The organism is Ruminiclostridium cellobioparum DSM 1351 = ATCC 15832, from assembly GCF_000621505.1.
In the GTDB taxonomy this organism is placed as follows: domain Bacteria; phylum Bacillota; class Clostridia; order Acetivibrionales; family DSM-1351; genus Ruminiclostridium; species Ruminiclostridium cellobioparum.
Genome location: NZ_KK211290.1, coordinates 92838 through 115372, shown reverse-complemented (window position 1 = coordinate 115372; position 22535 = coordinate 92838). Strand labels below are relative to the sequence as shown.

General features: G+C 43.6%; 19 protein-coding genes. 13 read left to right on the top strand and 6 right to left on the bottom strand.

From position 1 onward, the window contains the following. Positions 1-104: 104 nt before the first annotated feature. A complete protein-coding gene (locus T344_RS0121165; RefSeq protein ID WP_242842119.1) occupies positions 105-1880 on the top strand; it encodes an ABC transporter ATP-binding protein in 1776 nt (591 codons plus the stop codon). Further along, a complete protein-coding gene (locus T344_RS0121160; RefSeq protein ID WP_027630353.1) occupies positions 1877-3646 on the top strand; it encodes an ABC transporter ATP-binding protein in 1770 nt (589 codons plus the stop codon). Before T344_RS0121165 ends, T344_RS0121160 begins: the two co-directional genes overlap by 4 nt. 16 nt (positions 3647-3662) lie before the next feature. On the opposite strand, the gene T344_RS0121155 is transcribed toward T344_RS0121160, so the two are convergent. The 3 genes from T344_RS0121155 to T344_RS0121145 form a co-directional block, all read right to left on the bottom strand. After that, entirely contained in the window at positions 3663-4703 is a 1041-nt protein-coding gene (locus T344_RS0121155; RefSeq protein ID WP_051572120.1) for a Gfo/Idh/MocA family protein, read from the bottom strand. Positions 4704-4757: 54 nt separating this feature from the next. After that, positions 4758-5927: a Gfo/Idh/MocA family protein gene (locus T344_RS0121150; protein WP_027630351.1), complete on the bottom strand. Its 1170-nt coding sequence runs from the start codon at positions 5925-5927 to the stop codon at positions 4758-4760. 152 nt (positions 5928-6079) lie between these two features. Continuing rightward, positions 6080-6841 (bottom strand): sugar phosphate isomerase/epimerase family protein, encoded by a 762-nt coding sequence (locus tag T344_RS0121145; RefSeq protein ID WP_027630350.1) that lies wholly within the window; start codon positions 6839-6841, stop codon positions 6080-6082. A gap of 202 nt (positions 6842-7043) precedes the next feature. Here T344_RS0121145 and T344_RS0121140 point away from each other — a divergent pair, with 202 nt between their 5' ends. Continuing rightward, positions 7044-7886 (top strand): AraC family transcriptional regulator, encoded by an 843-nt coding sequence (locus tag T344_RS0121140; RefSeq protein WP_051572118.1) that lies wholly within the window; start codon positions 7044-7046, stop codon positions 7884-7886. A 6-nt stretch (positions 7887-7892) separates the two neighbouring features. Here T344_RS0121140 and T344_RS0121135 read toward each other — a convergent pair whose 3' ends face one another. The 3 genes from T344_RS0121135 to T344_RS0121125 all read right to left on the bottom strand — a co-directional run bounded on the left by T344_RS0121135 (position 7893) and on the right by T344_RS0121125 (position 11301). Continuing rightward, complete coding sequence (locus tag T344_RS0121135) at positions 7893-9119, bottom strand: GGDEF domain-containing protein (RefSeq protein ID WP_027630348.1); 1227 nt, start codon at positions 9117-9119, stop codon at positions 7893-7895. A gap of 112 nt (positions 9120-9231) precedes the next feature. Beyond that, positions 9232-10290 carry an alpha/beta hydrolase gene (locus tag T344_RS0121130; protein WP_027630347.1) on the bottom strand — a complete coding sequence of 353 codons (1059 nt, stop codon included), beginning with the start codon at positions 10288-10290 and terminating at the stop codon, positions 9232-9234. A gap of 117 nt (positions 10291-10407) precedes the next feature. Next, positions 10408-11301: a LysR family transcriptional regulator gene (locus T344_RS0121125; protein ID WP_004624661.1), complete on the bottom strand. Its 894-nt coding sequence runs from the start codon at positions 11299-11301 to the stop codon at positions 10408-10410. Between the two features lie 167 nt (positions 11302-11468). Here T344_RS0121125 and gap point away from each other — a divergent pair, with 167 nt between their 5' ends. The 10 genes from gap to T344_RS0121070 all read left to right on the top strand — a co-directional run bounded on the left by gap (position 11469) and on the right by T344_RS0121070 (position 22386). Beyond that, positions 11469-12485 carry a type I glyceraldehyde-3-phosphate dehydrogenase gene (gap, locus tag T344_RS0121120; protein ID WP_027630345.1) on the top strand — a complete coding sequence of 339 codons (1017 nt, stop codon included), beginning with the start codon at positions 11469-11471 and terminating at the stop codon, positions 12483-12485. A 154-nt stretch (positions 12486-12639) separates the two neighbouring features. Beyond that, complete coding sequence (locus T344_RS0121115) at positions 12640-14427, top strand: sensor histidine kinase (RefSeq protein WP_027630344.1); 1788 nt, start codon at positions 12640-12642, stop codon at positions 14425-14427. Then, positions 14424-16028, top strand: a complete 1605-nt coding sequence (locus T344_RS0121110) for a response regulator (protein ID WP_027630343.1) — start codon at positions 14424-14426, stop codon at positions 16026-16028. The genes T344_RS0121115 and T344_RS0121110 overlap by 4 nt, the downstream gene beginning before the upstream one ends. 462 nt (positions 16029-16490) lie before the next feature. Further along, the gene (locus T344_RS0121105) at positions 16491-17825 is read left to right on the top strand and encodes an extracellular solute-binding protein (RefSeq protein WP_027630342.1); all 1335 of its coding nucleotides are present in this window, start codon (positions 16491-16493) and stop codon (positions 17823-17825) included. A gap of 84 nt (positions 17826-17909) precedes the next feature. Beyond that, positions 17910-18794 (top strand): carbohydrate ABC transporter permease, encoded by an 885-nt coding sequence (locus T344_RS0121100; RefSeq protein WP_027630341.1) that lies wholly within the window; start codon positions 17910-17912, stop codon positions 18792-18794. A 15-nt stretch (positions 18795-18809) separates the two neighbouring features. Further along, a complete protein-coding gene (locus T344_RS0121095) occupies positions 18810-19667 on the top strand; it encodes a carbohydrate ABC transporter permease (RefSeq protein ID WP_051572116.1) in 858 nt (285 codons plus the stop codon). 125 nt (positions 19668-19792) lie between these two features. Beyond that, positions 19793-20587, top strand: coding sequence for a polysaccharide deacetylase family protein (locus T344_RS0121090; protein ID WP_027630339.1), 795 nt, complete (start codon positions 19793-19795; stop codon positions 20585-20587). Positions 20588-20807: 220 nt separating this feature from the next. Continuing rightward, complete coding sequence (locus T344_RS0121085; RefSeq protein ID WP_051572114.1) at positions 20808-21440, top strand: TetR/AcrR family transcriptional regulator; 633 nt, start codon at positions 20808-20810, stop codon at positions 21438-21440. Between the two features lie 51 nt (positions 21441-21491). After that, positions 21492-21803, top strand: a complete 312-nt coding sequence (locus tag T344_RS0121080) for a carboxymuconolactone decarboxylase family protein (RefSeq protein WP_027630337.1) — start codon at positions 21492-21494, stop codon at positions 21801-21803. A 349-nt stretch (positions 21804-22152) separates the two neighbouring features. Continuing rightward, positions 22153-22386, top strand: a complete 234-nt coding sequence (locus tag T344_RS0121070; RefSeq protein WP_027630335.1) for a zinc ribbon domain-containing protein — start codon at positions 22153-22155, stop codon at positions 22384-22386. The last annotated feature ends 149 nt before the right edge of the window (positions 22387-22535 follow it).

Genomic DNA, 22535 nt, shown 5'->3' with positions numbered 1-22535 from the left:
AATAAAAGGTATAATTCAAGGATGATTTTTTACAACTTATCAGGCTCATGCAGGTGTGAAATGATTTCATTAGATATTGTGAGCCGGAAAGGCTGATGGTACTTATGAAAGAAAAGGAAACGGTCAAGGGAAAACAATTATTGCTGACATTTATCAGGGATCATATATGGAGCTATGTAGCAGGTATATTGATACTGCTTTTCTCATCTTTTTGTGCCATGCTTATTCCCAAAATACTCGGAATAATAACTGATGGACTTGATAAACGGAATATGGCCAGGGAGCAGATATATCAGTATGTGTTGTTAATGCTGGGTGCCATAATTCTGGTGTTTATACTCAAATACATATGGCGTTATCTGTTGATAGGCAACTGCAGGACAGTTGAATGCTACCTCAGGGATAATCTGTTCAAGCATCTCCAGACTCTTTCGGTGGATTTTTACAGTCATCACAAAACAGGGGACCTGGTAGCATATGCAATTAATGATATCCAGGCAGTGAGATTCATGTTCGGAGGAGGTTTTGTCCAGGCTCTGGACGGTATAACCATAAGCGTTGTTTCAATAATATTTATGGCCAATACCATTAATCCCATATTGACCGTCATGGCTCTGGCACCTGTGCCGGTAGCTGCCGTAATAATGGTCAGGATAGGCAAACTGATCCGCGAAAGGTTTAAAAGGGTACAGGAGGCTTTCGCCGATATTTCCGACAAGGTACAGGAAAATTTGTCGGGTATAAGAGTAATAAAGGCCTTTGCCCAGGAGCGAGAAGAAGTGCTTAATTTCACAAAATTCAGCCAGGCGAGGGTTGATACGCAGATGAAACTGACTCAGGCATCAGCAATCATGGGACCAAGTGCACAGATATGCTTCGGGTTCAGTTTTCTGTTTTTTATAGTGTACGGCAGCCGTCTTGTTATGGACGGCACAATTTCACTGGGAGACTATATTGCATTCAATACATACATGATAACGGTAATGGGCCCTGTGATGAATATCAGCAAGATCATTGAAACCTGGCAGAGAGGAATTGCTTCCTACAGGAGGCTCAATGAAATTTTCTGCGTGCCGCCGGCCCTGGAAGGGACAGTAAGCATATGTGATGTATGCGAGATCAAGGGCAAAATTGAAATCAGAAATTTAAGCTTTACCTATCCCGAGGCCAATAGAAGAGCATTAAAAGATATAAATATTCAATTGGAGCAGGGTAAGACTCTTGGGATACTGGGAAAGACGGGAAGCGGTAAAACCACTCTCATAAACCTGCTTCTCAGGTTGTTTGATGTCAAAGACGGGCATATCTTTGTAGACGGTATCGATATAAACAAAATTCCTGTGGATGTGCTCCGGGAGTGCATAGGCTACGTGCCACAGGATAATTTCCTGTTTTCCACCACCATAAAAAACAATATCGAGTTCTTCAAACCGGTCCATTCCGATGACGAAATAGAAGAGGTATCAAAAATTTCAGCCATATATGACAATATCATGGAGCTGCAGGAGGGTTTTGATACGGTGGTCGGTGAAAGAGGTACCACACTGTCGGGCGGACAAAAACAAAGAGTGTCCATAGCGAGGGCCTTAATAAAAGACCCCTCCATTCTGATACTGGACGACAGCCTGTCGGCCGTGGATTCCAAAACGGAGGAAACCATACTTGGCAATATAAGAGATGTGCTCGAAAGCCGTACGGGAATAATTATCTCCCACAGGATATCCACCGTAATGCATGCCGATGAAATCATTTACCTGGAAAACGGAAGGATAGTTGAAAGGGGAACACATGCACAATTGATGGAGCTTGAGGGAAATTACTTTAAACTGTATAAAACGCAGACAAATCAGGCGGAGACCCTTGAGGAGGTGGTTAAATGAACAGCCTGGACAGGGAAAAACAAGCGGGAAGCGATAAATTTCAGTTTGCAAGACTTATGGGCTATTACAGGCCGTATCTGCCGCTGCTGCTTCTGAGCATGGTACTGGTGCTGGTGATAAACGCTGCTGTTCTCATTAAACCTTATATTATAAAACATGTAATAGACAGTTATATCACAAAGGGGATAAATGACCGTTCTGCTTTATGGACCATGGGAATTATATATTTTATGCTTGTAGTGATAGGCGCCGTTTTTACCTATGCACAAAGTTATATCCTTACCTATGTCGGACAGAAAATAATGTTTAATATAAGAAACAGCTTGTTCACACATATTCAAAACATGTCCATGTCCTTCTTCGACAGGAATTCCACCGGAAGGATACTCACAAGGGTAACAAATGATGTGGAGGCGCTCAATGATCTGTTTTCGGGGGTTCTTGTAAATCTTTTCAGAGATTTTGTAATGGTGATCGGAATAGTCGCCACAATGGCATTTATGGATTTCAGATTAATGCTGGTGAGTGTGAGCTGCATACCCCTTATTGTACTGGCTACGGTCATATACCGTATTGCAGCCAGAAAGAATTTTATAAGGATGAAGAGCATGATTGCCAGGATAAACGGCTTTCTTGCAGAAAACATTTCGGGGATGAAGCTGGTTCAGATATTCCACAGGGAAAAGGAGAAATTCAGGGAACTTGAAGAGCTGGACAGGGAATATTTTAAATTCAGCTTCAGGGAAATAATATTAAACAGTTTCAGCAGGCCTCTGGTCGATATAATAAATAATCTTACCATTGCCGTACTTATCTGTTTCTGCACTGAAAGGGTTATAGGGAATACGCTGGAGATAGGCCTGCTGTATGCCTTTATAACAAATATAAAGCAGTTTTTTGATCCTATAAGTACCATTTCGGAGCAGTATACCACAATCCAGTCGGCAGTGGTTTCCTCGGGAAGGATTTTTGAAATACTTGATACGGTTGATGTTCAGGAGGACATTCACGGCGGCCGGCCGCTGGGACCGGTCAAGGGAGAAATTGAATTTAAAAATGTCTGGTTTGCCTACAATGAAGAGGAGTGGATACTCAAGGATCTGAGCTTTAAAATTGAAGCAGGTGAAACGGCAGCCTTCGTGGGTGCCACCGGTTCCGGAAAGTCAACCATAATAAGTCTCCTTACAAGGTTTTATGATATACAGAAAGGGGAAATATTACTGGATGGAGTCAATATAAAGGAATTCAACCTCCTGGATTTGAGAAGGCAGGTTTCGGTGGTTCTACAGGATGTATTTCTCTTTTCAGGGGATATATTGTCAAATATCAGATTGAATAACAGTGAAATAACCGACGCAGAAATAGAAACCGCTTCAAAGTACGTCAATGCCGACGGCTTTATTGAACAGCTGCCTGATAAATATCACGAAAAGGTAAAGGAAAGAGGCTGTACCTTTTCAGCGGGGCAGAGGCAGCTTATTTCCTTTGCCAGGGCAGTTGCCTTCAAGCCCTCCATACTGGTCCTGGACGAGGCGACGGCAAATATTGATACCGAAACGGAACTGGTCATACAGAATGCACTGGCTAAAATAACAAGGGGCAGAACCTCCATAATAATAGCACACAGGCTTTCCACCATAAGAAACGCCGACAAGATAATTGTAATACATAAGGGCAGGCTCAAGGAGATGGGCAGGCATACCGAGCTGATGGAAGACGAAGGAGTATACAGCCGCCTTTACAGATTGCAGGTAACCAAGAAGTAACATTAACTAGCTTTACCTATAGCTCTATGTACTCTCCGCTTTTGTTGGAGCTGTATATTGCGTGGAGCATCTGCAGGGCTTTGATACCCTCGGAACCGTCCAAAGGAAACTTGGTACCTTCCGCGAGCCTGCTGTAGAAGTCTTCGATTAGGGTCTTGTGGCTGCTGCCCCAATAAGCTTTAGCTCCGGTGGATCTGTCAACTTCGGAATAGGATTCGCAGTCACCATTGTTGTATTTTATGGTCAGGCCGTCTTCAATTTTTATAACAGCGTTTTCGGTTACGATTTCTATCATGACGGGAGCATTGGCACAATAGCAGTTGGTGGCATAGAACAACGCTGTAGCGCCGCTTTTGAATTGGATTGCCGCTTCGGCGGTATCTTCCACCTCTATGACTTCCTTCAGCGCTCTTGTATCTACAGAACCCTTAATCCTATGTATATCACCCATAAACCACTGGAGAAGATCCAGGGTGTGGATGGATTGGTTTATGAGAACACCTCCGCCTTCCTGTTCCCAGGTGCCTCTCCAGCCTGAACCAGTATAATATTCCTCGTCTCTGCACCAGGTCACAAAAGCTCTTGCACCAAGGAGTTTGCCGCCCCTGCCCGAGGTGAGGAAGCTTTTGGCCTTTACCGAGCTGGTATTATACCTGTTTTGAAAGCATATGCCAAGCTGCTTTCCGGTTGCATCCGACGTGTATATCAGCTTTTCGGCATCCGTCAGTTTTATAGCCATCGGTTTCTCAAGAATGACATGCTTTCCGTGCTCCATGGCTGCTATTGCCATATCGGCATGGAGGTAATGGGGTGTGCATATATGGATTACATCAATATTTTCATCCTCTAAAACCTTGGTGTAATCGGTGAAATAATTGCAGTTGTATTTCTCGGAGGACGCTTTTGCCCTGGCGGGGTCTATATCCGCCACCGAAGAAAGTACTGCAAGAGGGCTATTCATAACAGTATCGGCATGTAAGGCATGAATGGCGCCGCAGCCGATTATTGCAGCATTGAATTTACAGGAATCATTGATGGGGTTTGTCATATTATTCATAAGCTTTCTCCTTTGACCGGGCCGGTTTGTAAACCGGACGGCGGGAATTCATTCTCATTTGCTGTTAAAGGTTCCGTTTACATCGGATACCTTAACTTCGGAAACCGTTTTTTTATAAGCCGAGGTTTCGATTTTTTCTTTGAGCTTCTCATAGTACAGCTCTTCGGGAACCGGAATCTCAACCATGTCATTGAGCCAGGAGGACAAATATATTGCATTCGATATCTGAAGTCCGTTTATGCCCTCCTCACCTGGTGCAAGAAGAGGCGTACCCTTTAGTATTCCTTCCGCCCAATTGGTAATAATGCCTTTGTGAGCTGTTTCAGTCCCTGAAAGGGGTACTTCACATTTCCATACCTCCGGCTGGGAAAAAGGAATGGTGGTGGTTTTATTGAATTCACGTTCGGACAGCCTGTTTCTCCAAAAATTCAGCTTTCCGTCTTCAATTACTATTTTCCCCATATCTCCGGTTATTTCAAAGCGGTTTGTTCCCGGGGCATCTCCGGTAGAAGTGATGAATACTCCGGTAGCTCCGTTTTCATATTCCACGTATGCTGTTACATCATCCTCTACTTCAATATCATGATATTTGCCGCAGCCGCAAAAGGCTCTGACCCGGATGGGCATACCGCAGGTCCACTGCCATAGATCAAGGTTGTGTGGACATTGATTGAGCATTACTCCGCCGCCTTCACCTGCCCAGGTGGCTCTCCAGCCTCCGGAATTGTAATATGCCTGAGGGCGGTACCAGTTGGTGATTATCCAGTTTGTTCTTTTGATTTTGCCCAGTTCACCTGCTTTTACAAGCTCTCTCAGCTTCAGGTACAGCGGATTTGTCCTCTGATTGTACATTATGCCGAATACCCGTCCGCTCTCTGCGGCAGCTTCATTCATCCTTCTTACCTGTTTGGTATATACTCCTGCGGGTTTCTCACACAGAACATGAAGATGATGTTTGAAGGCTTCAATTGACAGGGTGGGATGATCATAGTGGGGGACTGCAATGATGACTCCGTCAACAAGTCCCGACTGGAACAACGTCTCTGCCCTGTCAAAACGCTGTACTCCGGCACCCAAATTTTCAGAGGCCCATTTCAAACGTTGGGGCGAGGTATCGCAAACGGCTGTGAGTTCTGCGTTTGGGATTTCTCCGTTATTGAGGCAGACGGCATGGTATGATCCCATATTTCCTATTCCGATTACTCCTATTCGTAGCTTTTCCATATTAACTATCATTCCTTTCGCTGTGCTCAAGGCACAAAAAGTGATGAAAAACTATATCCCTTATCGCAATGTGGCGAATAAAGGAGGTTAATTGGCCATAGCGGCCGCAAAACAGCTGTAATATTTGTTTATTCCTTTACTGCTATGATATTTCATATATATTGCTGAAGATATTTCAGACTTGATGTCAGGCAGTCAAAGGGATCTCTGGGACATACATCCTGTTCCACGGCATACCACTTGACGTTGATTTCCCTGCACACCTTTATTATGGAAGGCCAGTCCAGATTGCCCTCACCTACTGCAGCCATTTCCTGCTTTTCTTCCACAAGAGCCATATCCTTGAAATGCACCACATCTATTCGGCCGGCCACTTTTTTCAGCCATTGAACCGGGCTTCCGCCGCCAGCCTGGACCCAGTATGTATCAATTTCAAAACCCAGGTATTCGGGGTCGGATTCGTTTATGAGAATATCCAGAGCAGTGGTATCGCCATACTTCTGAAATTCAAAGCTGTGGTTGTGATATATGAGCTTAAGACCGTGGGCCGAGAGCTTTTTGCCGACAGCAGATGCATCCCGGGCAAAGCTGAGGTAACCGTCTTTTGTTCTGGGATATTCGGCCGGCATACTGCCGATACCTGCAAACTCACAGGCCATTGTCCCGTGTTCGCCGATAACGGCATCTGTCTCATTTCTCAAGCGCTCAAAGGGATAGTGGGTGGCGCATACCTTCAGCCCAAGCCTGGAGGTTAAATCTCTGATAAAAACAGGATCTGTCACTCCCAGCCCTGAAACCTGGACGGCTTTATATCCCAGGTCTTTGACCCTTTCAAATGTTTTTTCAATTTCAGCGGGGGTGCGAAGATGGTCGCGAAGAGTGAAAAGCTGTGCGGCAATTACATTATTATTCATGATCTCTCTCCAAACATGCTGGTGGTCTGTGACAATATAAGTTTTAGATGTTACAAACCACTAGTTAATTTTATTAAAATTACTGGTATAACAATGTGTTCTTTAGTTTAATTTTATTGTAAAATTAAGAAATAAACAATGTGGTTTTGAACAAAAACATTGCTAAAATTGACTATTTCAATTAATGCGGAGGAGGGCTGTTATGGAAGTGATCAGGAATCTTGGTGACAAAGCCGGTCTGGAATTCAGCCATACAAGAAGTGATATCATCAGCATTGATTTTCACCTGCATGATGCATATGAGATTTATTACCTTATTTCGGGGGATGTGAATTATTTCGTAGAGAATAAGATATACGAACTGAAGCAGGGAGATGTGATAATAACCAATAAATATGAAATACACAAGCCTTCCTTTAAATCAAACAAAACCTATGAAAGGGCTTTTATCCAGTTTGACGATGCAATACCTGTCATGTACGGCTCGGGTGCCTTTGATCTGCTCCAGTGCTTTAACGGCAGGAGGAAGGGAGAAAGAAACAAAATTGAGTTTGATGCTGTGCAGCGGCAGGAATTTCTCGAACTTATGGAAAAGCTTGAACACACCGGCAAAAATAAAAATCCTGCCGACGAAATATTGAGGAATACTTATTTTATCCAGCTGCTTGTTCTGCTCAACAGAGCCTTTCTGTCTTCAAGCGGGGATGCTGTTGAGCAGAAGGGAATATCCGCAAGATTATTTCCCATACTTGACCACATAAACGAGAACCTTCAGGGAGATCTTTCCCTTGAGAGTATCGAACAGCAATTTTTTATAAACAGACACTACCTGACCAGACTGTTTAAAAAAAATACCGGTATGAATCTTCACCAGTATGTCATCTATAAACGCCTGGCACGATCCAAGGAATTACTGGCCCGGGGGCTGAGTGTGACAGAGGCTTGCTATTCCTCCGGTTTTAATGACTATTCAAACTTTTACAGGCTTTTTAAAAGAATAATAGGAACCGCACCGGGAGAGTACAAAAAACGTAATGCATATTAAATAAAACTACCTGCTCACACAGTTCCTTCCTTTTTTCTTGGCTCTGTAAAGGGCTTTATCGGCAGCCTTTATGACTTCGTCGGGCAGCCGGTTCCTGTCATTTTTTTCGGCTGCTCCGATACTTATTGTGACAAACAGCTGTTTCCCTGTTCCGGACTTTCCCCTGCCGTTTTTAGGTTTGTTTTTGGGCCTGTCGGCAGATCTCTGGACAAAACCCTTTTTTGAAACTGTTTCTCTCAATTCTTCCAGGAAGGGTAAGGCTTCCTTCAATGTCCTGTTGGGAAACACAACGGTAAATTCCTCACCGCCGTACCGGAAAGGTTTACCGCTGCCCGAAACATCTTTAATACAGCCTGCAACCATTTTCAAAACCTGGTCTCCCACATCATGGCCGTAGGTGTCATTGAATTTCTTGAAAAAATCTATGTCCAGCATTGCTATTGTATATTTTCCGCTCAGTTTCATAAGCTCATATTTCAGTGATCTTCTGGAGGGCAGTCCGGTCAATTCATCCAGGAAAGCCATACTGTACGAATCCTGAATTACAGAGACTATCATAATGACGCCGGCAGCAGAAAAGAAGACAGGGATGGCCAGACTGCCTCTGTTAAGGCTCACAGCCAGGAAAACCGCAGAAAGCACACCTGGAGCTGCTGCATCGGGACAGGACCGGGTTGCAATAAACCGGATCAGCATTGCCGCAAGGACTGCAATATAGATTAAAAGCGAAAGCTGCGGCAGCTGTCCGGGGACTTTTATGTCCCGGGGGATCATATTCCATTGATTGATTGCTGTGAGAACCCTGCTCCCGGATTTTAACAGATAATAAACAAAACCGGTCTGCAGCACAATAAAAGCTGTGTTCATCAGGCCCCAGACTGTGAAAACTCCGCGTTCCTTCAAGAGTGAAAACACCAGAAGATTTATTGGTATAAGCATAGCTGCTGCTGTAGTTACCAGAGATATCGCCGATTTGTTTCCATGCAGCAAAACCGGCGCTGCCGAAATAAAAAGCTCCCCGGCGGCCAGCACAAGTACAATAAAAAATGCCCTGCTTCTGTTGAACCTCCAGCTCAAAATTGCGGCAGCCGTAAATAATATATATGGTAAACGGCCCACCAGCCATTTTAGCCCGGGTGAAAGGGCTTCAAGCCTGCTCTGGCAAAAGAATGCCGTAATAAGCAATCCCAGAGGTACTATAAACGGCGCTGCCGTACGAAAAAATTTTTTCAAGGCTAAGGCTCCATCCTTTTTCTTTGGTTTACCTATATATTTTCGACATAAATCGCTGAAAGCCTAATGCTTTTTGAATAAATAAACGGCTTAAATAATCTGGATCATGTATTTAATTTACATACTTGCCGACGAATTCTCCTACCTTGTTCCTGTACCCGGCCGTATCGGTATCAAAGGCGGCGCCGTGACCAGCTCCGGGAACTATATATATGTCCTTTTCGCTGGTGCAGGCCTCATAGAGCTCATATACCATGCTAAAGGGAACAAATTTATCGGCATCGCCGTGTATGAACAGGGTCGGTGTTTTGCTTCTTTTAACCTGTTCCAGGGCAGAAGCCTCTTTAAAGGAGTAGCCCGCCCTTATTTTTGACAGCAGACTTGTACTGTCCAGTATCGGGAACGCGGGAAGATTGTACAATCTTTTCAGCTGGTACTCGAGTTCGGCCTGGACGGAGGTGTAGGAACAGTCCGACACAATGGCCTTAACAGCTGTCGGCAGGAGTTCACCGCCGGTCATTAAAACGGTGGCTCCCCCCATGGAAACTCCATGAAGCACGATCTGGGAGTCCTGGCCTACTCTGTTTATAATAAAATCTATCCATTTTAAATAATCTTTTCTGTCTGTCCAGCCGAAACCTATGAAATTACCTTCGCTCCTGCCGTGCCCTCTGTCATCGGGCAGCAGCACATTATAGCCCATATCGTAATATATTTTGGCATAGGAACCCATATAGGTTCCCTGTGAAGAATACCCGTGTGCCAGTATGGCGGTTTTATTGGTGGGCACTATTGCCCCCAGGTAATAGCCTGCCAGCTTCAAACCGTCCTCCGAGGTTATGGAAACTTCTTCATAGGGCTGATTGCTGAACCAGCCGGTTTCTATCTGCTCCACTTGTTGTTCTTCCTGCTGCTCGTTTTGTTGTTCTCCTGGCTGTGCTTCCGGCTGTGCTTCCTGCATTGTGCTGTACAGTTTGGCATTTGCAGGCACATCTGCCGGGGATACGCTGATATTTTCAGCAGCGATTTCATTTATCAGAGCACTGTCGTTGGCAAGGAAATCCTTGCTGGTCCGCGCAACCGAAATATGATAAAAGTAGAAGCTCCCTGCGATATCTGTAATGAGAACTATTAAAATCAATATACATAAAATTTTTAAGAACACTTTCATGACAACCCCCTGTAAGAGGGGAATAGGACCCCGTAATATATCTAATTATACTATGCCGGGCAGGTTTAATCAATAAAGCAGGGGCTGCCAGTTAATTCCTGCCGGAACCCGGTATCCTCAGAATTCCGAGGTTTCAAGGTAGTCCAGGTTGCTGATGAGCACCTTTGCGGCAGACGACAGAGGGACGTTTTTCAGCCAGGTGACTCCGATATGCCGGGAGGGAATTCTTTCTACGGGTTTGATTTCATATAGCCTCCGGTTTTCAAGTTCATCTTCTATAAAATTTCTTATTACACAGGCAATACCGAAGTCATATTTTGCAAACTGCATGAGCAGATCAATATTGTCCAGTTCAAAATCGGGCTCCACAGTCACTGAATTGGATTTAAAATAATCATCAATAAACAGTCTTGAGTTGCTGTTTTTTTCCAGTAAAAGCAGGGGATGACTGACTATTTCCCGCAAGGGCTGCATTTGCTTGCTCAGGTAGGCATACTTTTCTCCGGCGACAAAGCAATCCTGAACTCTGATTATATTCTGAAAATTCAGCTGGTCATCCCGGTAGGGCAGGTTGATAATGCCGAAATCAATTTTCCCGGTCTTCAAAAGTGCTATTATCCCTGGCGTGGTAGGACAGATAACATGTATTTTGATGCCGGGATGAAGTGTCTTGAACAGCTTGAGGTAGGGTATGAGGTAATACTTGCAGATGGTATCGCTCACTCCTATCCTCACTTCTCCCGTCAACAGGTTATTTATGTCTCTTATCCTGTTTTCGCCCGCTTCTATAAAGTTAAAAGCCTGTTCTATATATTTGTACAGGATTTCTCCTTCAGGTGTGAGCTTCACACCCTTTGAGGTCCTGAAAAACAAGGTGCATTTCAGGGAGTCCTCCAGCTGCTGAATGGACCTGCTGACAGCCGGTTGGGTTATATACAGCTGTTCTGACGCTTTTGAAATATTTCCGAATTTTACCGTATAAAAAAATGCCCTGTATTGTTCAAGGTTCATAGATATAACCTCCATTTATATCAAGTATGTCTAATATGCATTTCATTTATATTATATCAGATAATATAATTAATTTGTAAAGAAAACCAAAACAAGGCGGTAGTTATAAGGAACCGAATAAAACAAGGCGGGATTCCTCATAACTATACAAAGAAGGGAGAATGATTATGAGTATAAAAATTGGTATCAACGGGTTTGGAAGAATAGGCAGAAACACTTTCAAGGTATTGCTGGAGAAATATTCCGGCGAACTTGAAATAGCAGCAATTAACGATTTGACCGATGCTGAAACACTGGCTCACCTTTTGAGATATGATTCCATTTTCGGCAAGTTTAACGGAACTGTGGAAGTGATGGAAAATTATCTGGTGGTAAATGGTAAGAAAATAGAGATCCTTGCAGAAAGGGATCCCGGAAATATCGACTGGAAAGCCAGGGGAATTGAAATTGTACTTGAATCCACAGGCTTGTTTACAAAGAGAGAAAAAGCCGAAGTCCACATTACAAGGGGAGGGGCTAAAAAAGTGCTTATTTCAGCTCCTGCAACCAATGAGGATATTACCATAGTTTTAGGTGTCAATGAGGAAAAGTACCGGCCAGGAACTCACAATATAGTGTCAAATGCCTCCTGCACTACAAATTGCCTGGCCCCTGTGGCCAAGGTTTTAAACGACAGTTTTGGAATAGTAAAAGGTCTGATGACAACAGTGCATTCCTATACAAATGATCAAAAAATACTCGATCTGCCCCACAGTGATCTGAGAAGGGCCAGAGCCGCAGGAATGTCGATTATCCCCACAAAATCGGGTGCTGCAAAAGCAATAGGCCTTGTCATTCCGGAGCTGGACGGAAGGCTGAACGGCTTTGCCTACAGGGTCCCGACTCCTGATGTGTCGGTAGTGGATCTGGTTGTGGAAGTGGGGAAGACAGTTACAAAAGAGGAAGTCAATGCAGCCTTTAAAGAGGCAGCCGCAGGAAAGATGCAGGGAATTCTGGACTATTCCGAAGAACAGCTGGTATCCATAGACTATAAGGGAGATCCTGCCTCCTCAATAGTAGATGCACTCTCAACAATGGTTTTGGAGGGAAACATGGTAAAGATAGTTTCCTGGTATGACAACGAGTGGGGTTTTTCAAACCGTTATGCTGATCTGGCGGCATTTGTGGCCGGAAAGGGACTTTAATGGAATAGCTGAAATGGAATACAGTAAAAAAACGACTGACAGCAGTCGTTTTTTTACGTTTACTCCATGCGGAATTTGTTGTATTGTGTATGATATACTTGATAAAATTATGGTTGGGGAAGAGTATTATGGAAACGGGGAGTGCTTGCAGCTTATGAAAAAAATAAAAAATCTGTGCAAGCTGGTTTATACCAATCTTAACATTTCAGCCAAAATGACCATTTTATATCTTGCATTTCTTATTTTGTCACTCATAATATCCTCTGTAGTATATTACAGGCTGAGTTACCAGCTGACTCTGCAAAAAAGCAGGGATTTATCCATGCAGACCCTGTATTCGCTGAAGTCAAACATCTATACCATGCTTGACAACACAAGCTTCAATTCACGCATCATCATGGGAAACATGGATATACAGGATATTCTCACTTACAAGGAACTGGCCAATACCCAGGAATCCCAGAGAAAGCTTACAAATTATCTGGTGACCCTTATGGATTCGGCTCCCTATATAAAATCAGTCTACATATTTGATAATTTTGACACCCGGTACGGCTCGGATAAAAAATACCTGAAAAGTCTTAAGATTCAGAATATAAAAAATGCATACTGGTACAAGGATGTGGAAAAGGAGCAGGGCTATTATATAGTGAGGCTCAATGCCGACAGTGTCTTCAACATTCACAGCAGTGAAAAGACCGTTTCACTTCTCAGGATAATAAACAATAACATTACAATGAAACCCATAGGCCTTCTGATGGTCAATTTATCGGAGGACGGGTTCCAGAGCTGTTACAACGAGATTGTACAGAAATACGGCACCAGGATAGTTATTCTGGATGAAAATAACAGGATAATATCCACCAATGATGACCTTGATCAGGAGGAATACCGCAATTTACTGGATTCACAGGTATATAAGGAGACAAATTCCTCAATATTCGACCATAATGACAAGCCCTATCTTTATTCAACCATGTTTCTGGAACGCTACGGCTGGAAAATGATTATCGGAATACCTCTGGAACAGCTGCAGGCCGAGGGCTCGCTGTACAGGATGGCAAGCCTGCTCATAATAATACTTAACGGTGTTCTGCTGTGCATAGGTATTATATTCGTTTCAAGACTTATAACCTCTCCCATACACAGGCTGCTGAAATCAATGAAAGCTGTTGAAAGCGGACAGTTTGACATTGTGGAAATGGAAACCGGAAATGATGAGATAGGCAAACTGAAAAACGGATACAATCTGATGGTCATAGAAATAAAAAACCTCATTGGAAGGATAGTGACCGAACAGAAGACCAAAAGGAAGGCCGAATTGAATGTTTTGCAGGAGCAGATAAAACCCCATTTCCTGTATAACACGCTGGATGCCATGGGATATCTCGCTCTGGCGGGAAAAAACGGAGAGTTGTATGATGCCCTGGAGGCTTTGGGAAGTTATTATAGAAAATGCCTCAGCAAGGGCAGTGAAATAATAACGGTTGAGGATGAACTGGAAATAGTCAGGGACTATATACATCTGCAGCTCCTCCGGTATGGCGATATTTTTTCGGTGCATTACGATATTGATGATGAAATATTAAAGTACAGCACCGTTAAGCTCATTCTTCAGCCTCTTGTGGAAAATTCCATTTACCATGGAATAAAACCCAAGGGCGAGCATGGGGATATCCGCATATCTGCCAAATTGCAGGACGGATATGTGATATTTACCGTTGAGGACAATGGAATGGGCATGACGGAGGAAGAGCTTGAGCAGCTGAATAACAACGCTCTGGACAACAATTTGAACAGCTTCGGGCTGAGGGGGACAATACAGAGGGTCAAAATTTATTACGAGCGGGAAGATCTGTACATAATTGAGAGCACTTACAAACAGGGGACGAAAATAACTTTGAGAATACCAGTAAGTCAGGAGGACAGGAGATCGGTATGAATACGAACAGGATAAAGGTAATGCTTGTGGACGATGAGGAAAATACCAGAAATCTTCTTAAATTGATATTGGATTGGGAAAGCCTGGGCTTTGTTATAGCCGGTGAGGCTTCAAGCGGCCAAGAGGGTCTGAATTTAATGGAAGAGCTCAAGCCCGACCTGGTTATAAGTGATATCAGGATGCCTTTCATGGACGGTCTGGAATTTGCCGGGCTGGTTGCGGAGAATTATCCAGACGTAAAGGTTATTATCCTCACTGCATATGAAGAATTTGAGTACGCAAAAAAAGGTATCAAAATGGGCATTTCCGATTTTTTGCTGAAGCCTGTGAAACGTGCCGAGATAAAAGAATCTGTTGAAAACCTACGAAACAAAATCATGAGCGAGCAAACCGACAGGGAGGAGTATGAAAAAGTAAGAAAGCGGCTGAAGGAAAGTTTGCCGTTTTTAAGGGAAAAGTTTCTGAATGAATTGTTGTTCTCAAGGCCGCAGCCCTCTGATATGGGTGAACGGATGGAATATTACGGCCTGTCCGGTCTTTGTAAATATTTTCAAATTGCCGCTGTGTCTCCGGCTAAAAGTTTAAAAGGGCAGGACCCTGAAAATGATATGGTGCAGGAACTCTTGTACCTGGATACAATAAAGCAGTATTTTAAAGCGGATTCCGGAGTTGTGGTCTTCCCGGATTTTAACAGTAATGCAGTGATAATAAATTCTCAAAGGGAAATCAACCTGTTCCAGTGCTGTGAACATATAAAAACCTTGATACTCAACAAGTTTAAGTGCAATGTGAGCATAGGGGTGGGTAATTGCCACAGTGACATAAATCAGCTCCGGCAGGGCTACAAGGAGGCAATTGAGGCACTGAACTACAAGCTTATCTATGGCAATAACCTTGTGATAAGCTACCGCGATATCTGCATTCAAAAAGGTAACTCCAGGACGGTGGAAACCAGGGTGGAGACTGAAGAAATCCTGTTCTTTATAAGAGCCGGCCTGGATGAAAAGGTACATGAACTCATCGACAGGAAGTTTGAGGAGATTTCAGGAATAACTTCAACAAACAGCAATGAAGTAAGGGTATTTGCCATAAGCCTGATAACTTCGATTCTGAGTACCATAAGTGAGTTTGAGCTCAATACGGGTGATTTTTTTACTTCTGTCTCGGAGGTGTATTCCCATATCCTGGGACTGGGCAACATACCTGAAATGAAAGAGTACATTATTGCCATATCCAAAAGGATTACCTGCAAAATAAAACTTTTAAGGGAAAACAAGAAAAACAACCTGATGGATAAGGTCATTACATATATTGAAGATAATATCCAGAATGCCGACTTAACACTTACGTCACTGGCAGCCAATTTCTACATCAATCCCAGCTACCTGAGCAGGACCTTTAAACAGCACACCGGTTTTAATTTTGTCGAATACCTTACACGCCTGAGAATTCAAAAGGCAATAGAGTATTTTGGCAAATACGACAGAATGGCATACGAAGTGGCTGAAAGTGTTGGTATACCCGACCCCAATTACTTTGGAAAATGCTTCAAGAAATATACCGGTTATTCAGTAAATGACTATAAGAAGTTAAATAAATAATATTTATAACAGTAATGGGCTGTTGTGAAATAAAGTAAATGCTATATCTAAAACTTTTATAGCACTCCCGTATGAGCATCAATCAATGGGTTGCACACAACGAGCTTATTTGAAATAGTATGGCTTGCAACAATTATTTTTGAGCCGCCGCAGCGACTCGACCATCCGGGTCTCGCGTACTGCTCAAAATGACCTCCTGTCATTTTGTCGGCTAAAATATTTGTTGCTCGCCTACATTTTCAATAAGTTCGTTTAACCGTGCTTCCCATTTCTTGATGTCATACTCGCGTGCTGGAACTAAAATCGTCTTTCATGCATAACATTTATTTTATCTTCCAACTTGATCTGACATGGTAAAAATATTACTGATTATAAGTCAAAAACCTACGTTCATAGAAGCCGGGCCGGGAATTATAATTAAGCTAACAAGAGGTCTATGGCCAAAAAAGGAGGAAATTAAAGATGAGTAAGATTGCAAAAAGAATACCTGGCTTAATTCTGGCGGCGGCAATGCTCTTCAGTATCACAGCCTGCGGCGGTTCAACTGCAGGCAGTGACAACAGCACGGTCTCAGACTCCAAAGCGGGCAGCAGTGAAGCATCGGTTCAAAAAGAACCTGTTACTTTATCGTTATGGCATATCTGGGCGGCAGATTCCGAGTCAAGCAAAGCTCCTTTCGAAAAAGTTCTGGCGGATTTTCAGACGGCTAATCCTGATATTAAATTAAAGGTTGACGCTACCGAAAATGAAACCTATAAAACAAAGATAAGAGCAGCCGTAGCGGCCAATGAAGCTCCCGACATATTCTTCTACTGGAGCGGCGGATACATGAAAAGCTTTGTAGATGCGGGAAAGCTGCTTCCGCTGAACGACTATCTGGATGATGAAACCAGGAGCAGACAGCTTACCGGCACCCTGTCGAATATGACCTTTGACGGTAAGATATATGGGTTGGCACACTCCATGTCGGTTGGCACCTTCTTTATCAACAAAGAGCTTTTTGCACAGAACAATGTTAAGATCCCTGAAACCTATGAGGACCTTACCGCAGCCGTAAAGGCCTTCCGTGCAAAGGGAATTACCCCCATGGCAGTCGGGGCCAAGGATACGTGGTGCATCGATATGTACCTGGATATTCTGGAGACCAGACAGGCGGGATATGATGCCTGCTACAAGGCTTTGACAAAGACCGGTTCCTTTGAGGATCCCGATATTATTGAAGGTGCGAGAAAGTTACAGGAGCTTATTGACATGGGTGCATTCACGGATGGAGCTCAGGGGGTTACCAGAGACGAATCGGAAGTGCCTTTCTATGAAGGCAAAATTCCAATGTATTTTAACGGAAGCTGGACTATAGGCAACATTATGAGGCCTGAAAGCAAGATAAAGGACAAGATACAGATCATCAAATTCCCGAAATTGAGCGACAAGAGTGATATAAACGACTTTACAGGCGGTGTGTCCGAAATATTTGTTGTAAATGCAAATACAAAATTCAAGGACGAATCTGTTAAAGCTATAAAATACATATCTGAGAATTTTGCAAAGGAAGTTTACCTTGCAGGTGCCGGACTTCCAACCTGGAAGGTATCGGTTGACGAATCCAAAATCGATCCTTTGACCAAGGAACTTGTCAAGCTGACCCAGGATTCAAAGACATATACCCTCTGGTGGAATACCCTGCTTGAAGGTGATGATTCACAATTGTACATGAACAAATCCGCAGAACTTTTTGCAAAGAGAATAACACCTGAACAGTTTGTCAAGGATTTGCAGACAATGAACACAAAGAAGTAATTCATACGCACTGCGGGACATCATAATTTGAAAGGAGTTGGGATAACTTATTCCAGCTCCTTTTTCAGAAACGGAGATAAGTTTATGGATAGAGTTTTCTCAGACAAAAAAGCGATTTTTATATTTATGCTGCCGGGAATACTTTTTTTTCTTGCAATAATCGCAGCACCTGTAATAATGTCTGCATACTATAGCACACAGAATTGGGACGGGATCGGGAAGTCGGCATTCACAGGCCTTGAGAATTTCAAGAAGCTGTTTGTGCACAATGTCGACGGATTTCCCCTGTCGGTCCGCAATTCTTTTATCTTTTTAGCAGTGTCGGTGTTTATACAGCTTCCCATTTCGCTGTTCTTTGCCTTACTGCTTGCAAGGGGAGTAAAATGGGAAGGATTTTTCAGAGGAGCATACTTTGTTCCTGTCATCATATCCACTGTTGTAATAGGACAGTTGTGGATGAAAATATACCACCCGGAATACGGCCTGCTGAATGTGGTTTTGAATAATATCGGTCTGGGCGGTTTAACCCAGAAGTGGCTGGGTGATTCAAAAACAGCACTTTTCGCTTCATTTGTACCAATTTTGTGGCAATATGTCGGATATCACATGCTGCTTATGTATGCGGCCATCAAGTCAGTGTCCCCGGATATATACGAGGCGGCTAAAATCGACGGGTCGGGTGAACTGTCAACAGCCTTTCGAATAACCTTACCCCTGATCACACCCATGCTGAAAGTAAGTGTAACCTTTTCGGCCGTCGGATCGCTAAAAGTTTTTGACCTTATTTACGTGCTGACAAACGGAGGCCCTGCCGGAACAACCGAAGTGCCCAGCACGCTGATGGTCAAAACCATATTTATGAGCAACCAATACGGTTACGGAAGTGCCATGGCGGTATTTATCATTGCGGAATGCCTGCTCTTTACGGCATTGATTAACAAACTGTTCGGCAAAGTTCAAGTAAACTGATTGGAGGAGTATACGATGAAATCAATAAAAAGCCAAAAAACTCCGCTGGATTATGTAGCAAAGTCTGTTATTTACCTGATTCTGGGGCTTTGGACCATAGCTTCACTTTTTCCCATATACTGGCTTGTCTGTTTTTCCTTAAAGGATAATTCCGAAATATTCGGAGGAAATGTGGCAGGACTTCCGAATCACTTTCTCTGGAAAAATTATGCTGCGGCATTTATGAATGGTAAGGTGGGTACATATTTATTAAACAGCACTTTTGTTACCGGTATGACTATAATATTAACAACAATAGTAGCTACCATGTCGGCATATGCTTTGATAAGAATGAAGTGGAAATTTCAGAAGGTTTCCATGTCAATAATGCTGCTGGGAATGATGATTCCCATACACTCGGCACTGCTGCCTATCTTTCTTATGTTAAGGACGGTGGGGGTCATTAAAAATACTGTCTGGTCACTTATTATCCCGTATACGGCTTTTGCAATCCCCATGGCCATAATGATAATAACCGGTTTTCTGGACACCATACCCAGGGAGCTGGAAGAAGCGGCCTGCATAGACGGCTGCAGTATTTACAGGACCTTTTTGACCGTTATTCTCCCGCTGCTGCGGCCTGCTGTTGCAACAGTGGCGATATTTACCTTCCTTCAGGCCTGGAATGAATTGATGTTTGCAGTTGTATTCATAAGCGAAGATTCCGCAAAAACACTGACCGTGGGTATCCAGTCCATGTCGGGACAGTATCAGACCTCCTGGGGGCCAATAGGTGCGGCGCTTGTGGTGGCAACCCTTCCGACACTGCTCATTTACCTTCTACTGAACAAGCAGGTGCAAAAGAGTCTGGTGGCAGGAGCTGTAAAGGGTTAGATACAGCACCGGGCCGCGCGGGATAATTGGTGCTTGACTACCGGTATTACCCGACTTATTATAAAAATGTATCAAGAAATCCAACATTTAACTAATACTTTATGGTATTGAGAAAGGAACCGAAAATGAGCTTCAAAACCTATTACCCCGGTGGAAAGAGCAAGGCTCTGACCTTAAGCTACGACGACGGCCAGATATTTGACCGCAGATTGGTTGAAATATTCAATAAATATAATATGAAGGGTACATTTCATTTGAATTCAGGTACTCTCGGAAAAGACAGCTATGTTACGCAGGAGGAAGTAAAGGAACTTTATGCGGGGCATGAAGTGTCCTGCCACAGTGTTACCCACCCTTATTTCACCCAGATATCCCAGGGACAGCTCACCCAGGAGATATGGGAGGACAGGCGCAATCTTGAAAGACTCACAGGCTATACCATGAGGGGAATGTCGTATCCCTTTGGCGTATATGACGACAGGACACTTAAAACTCTGGAATTGACAGGGATTGAATACTCCAGAACAGTTAATGCCACAAACGGGTTCAACGTGCCGGCTGATTTCCTGCAATGGCATCCTACCTGCCACCACAGCGACAATCTTCCGGAAAAGCTGGAAAAGTTCAAGAATCAGCCTGCCTGGCTCAGTATGCCCCTGTTTTACATATGGGGACACAGCTATGAATTCGACAGGCAAAACAATTGGGATATGATTGAAAATTTCTGTTCTGAAGCATCAGGAGATGATAATGTCTGGTATGCTTCAAACATTGAGATAAAAGACTACATAACAGCACTGAGAAGTCTGGTGGTCAATGTGGACGGAACCCTGGTTTACAATCCTACTGCAATAACAGTGTGGCTGGGCCGGAATAATAAGATATCCGAGTTAAAACCCGGTCAGACTTTGGAATTATAAACCGCATTATCAACAGGAAGGCGCAAGTAAAACCTTTACCTCTGTAGTTAAACATAAAACCGACATAAATTAATTCATGCATTATATTTGTATCATTCCGGATCAAATTGACAATGCATGAATTTTTTTATGTCTTGACAATTGTTGTAGAGATCAATATAATGAGTATATACTCAATGAGTTATTACTTAATGAAAAATATTCTGAAACGGGGAGACAGATGTCAGCCATAAATTTGAAGGATAATATCAACCCTCAAAGGGAGAATCAACGGCAAAAACAGAAAAATGCCACAAGGCGGCTTATTGTTGAAACCGCATTAAAGCTTTTTGCTCTGAAGGGTTTCACCACAACCACAACCGCTTCTATTTCAAAAGAAGCCGGAGTTTCCCACGGGACCATATTTGCCCATTTTAAAACCCAGGAGGAACTGCTGGCAGCTGTGATAGATGAATTCGGAAACAGAATCAATCTGCGGCTTCATGAGCTGGCCGGAGGAAAAAACGGGGTGAAAGAGGTGCTGGAAGCTCACATACGGGGGCTGGAGGAATATGAAAACTTTTATACAAGGCTGGTAACCGAGCACAGGCTGCTGCCGCCCGGAGCAAGGAATACATTTGTACTGATCCAGTCGGCCATATCATTTCATATAAGCCAGGCTCTGGAGCGTGATATCAGTGAGGGCAGGGTCAAAAACCTTCCGGTACACCTGGTGTTTAACGGATGGATAGGTTTGCTCCACCACTATTTGACCAATAATGACCTGTTTTCCCCCGGGGGATCAGTGCTGCAGCGCTACGGTCAGGAACTGGTGCAATATTATATGGATTTGATTACCCGAACAAGCGGATAATTATTATTTAAGGCTGGAACCGACTGTGTTTCAGGCCGGAAAGGAGAGAACATGGAAATAAAGAATCCCATGGAAGTTTTTCAAAATGAGGCACCGGAGGTGGCTGCCGCGTTTAATAACCTTATTGAAGCATTGTCCTCAACAGGGGGATTGGATGCCAGGACACAGCAGCTGATCTATATTGGAATGAAAGCCTCCCAGGGTGATGCAGGGGCGGTAATTGCCCATACGCCTATGGCAAAGCAGGCAGGAGCCACCAGGGAAGAATTGAAGGATACCATATTGCTGACACTGACAGTTTCGGGTATAAAGGGAGTCGTAACCTGCCTGCAGGGAGTTTTGAGTGCCTATGACAACTGCTGAGCCGCCTCACAGCTTCAGCTTATGAATGAAGAAATTTTATCAAATACTTTGAAAGCGAACATGGCCAATTAACCTCCTTTATTCGCCAAATTGCGATAAAGGATAATTTGCTTATATAATATTTTGCGGCCACAAATGTGGCTCATGGAGGCTAGCTTGAAAGACTTCACTTGCGTTCGTCTTCCAAGCCAACCTGTGAATTTATGGCCGTGCGAAATATTCAAAGTATTTTGCAATACTTTGAAAGCGCACATGGCCAATTAACCTCCTTTATTCGCCTTATAGCGGATGAGGAAGGAAAAGATTTCATTACAGTTTTGTGGCCGCTAAGCGGCTCATGGAGGTTAATATGAAAATATGTATAGCGTGCGGAATGCCGATGGAAGATGCGTCAGACTATGCCATGGGAGATACCGGAAAGGATTACTGCAAATTCTGTGCAAGGCCTGACGGGTCAATGCAGTCCTATGATGAGAAGCTTGAGGGCATGACGGATTTTATTGTGAGAACCCAGGGACTGGACAAACAGGCAGCCAGAGCTGCTGCAAAGGCAATGATGACCAAGCTGCCAGCCTGGTCGTAAGGTTAACAATTATTTGTTGTGCAAGTCGGCTGACTTTCAACTTTGCAGTTAAATACTTATCTGATTAGATTGGTACGCGAGGACAACTTCATGAAATAAGATGCATGGTTAAAAACAATTGCGAAAAATTGTCGGCGACGGCAAAACCG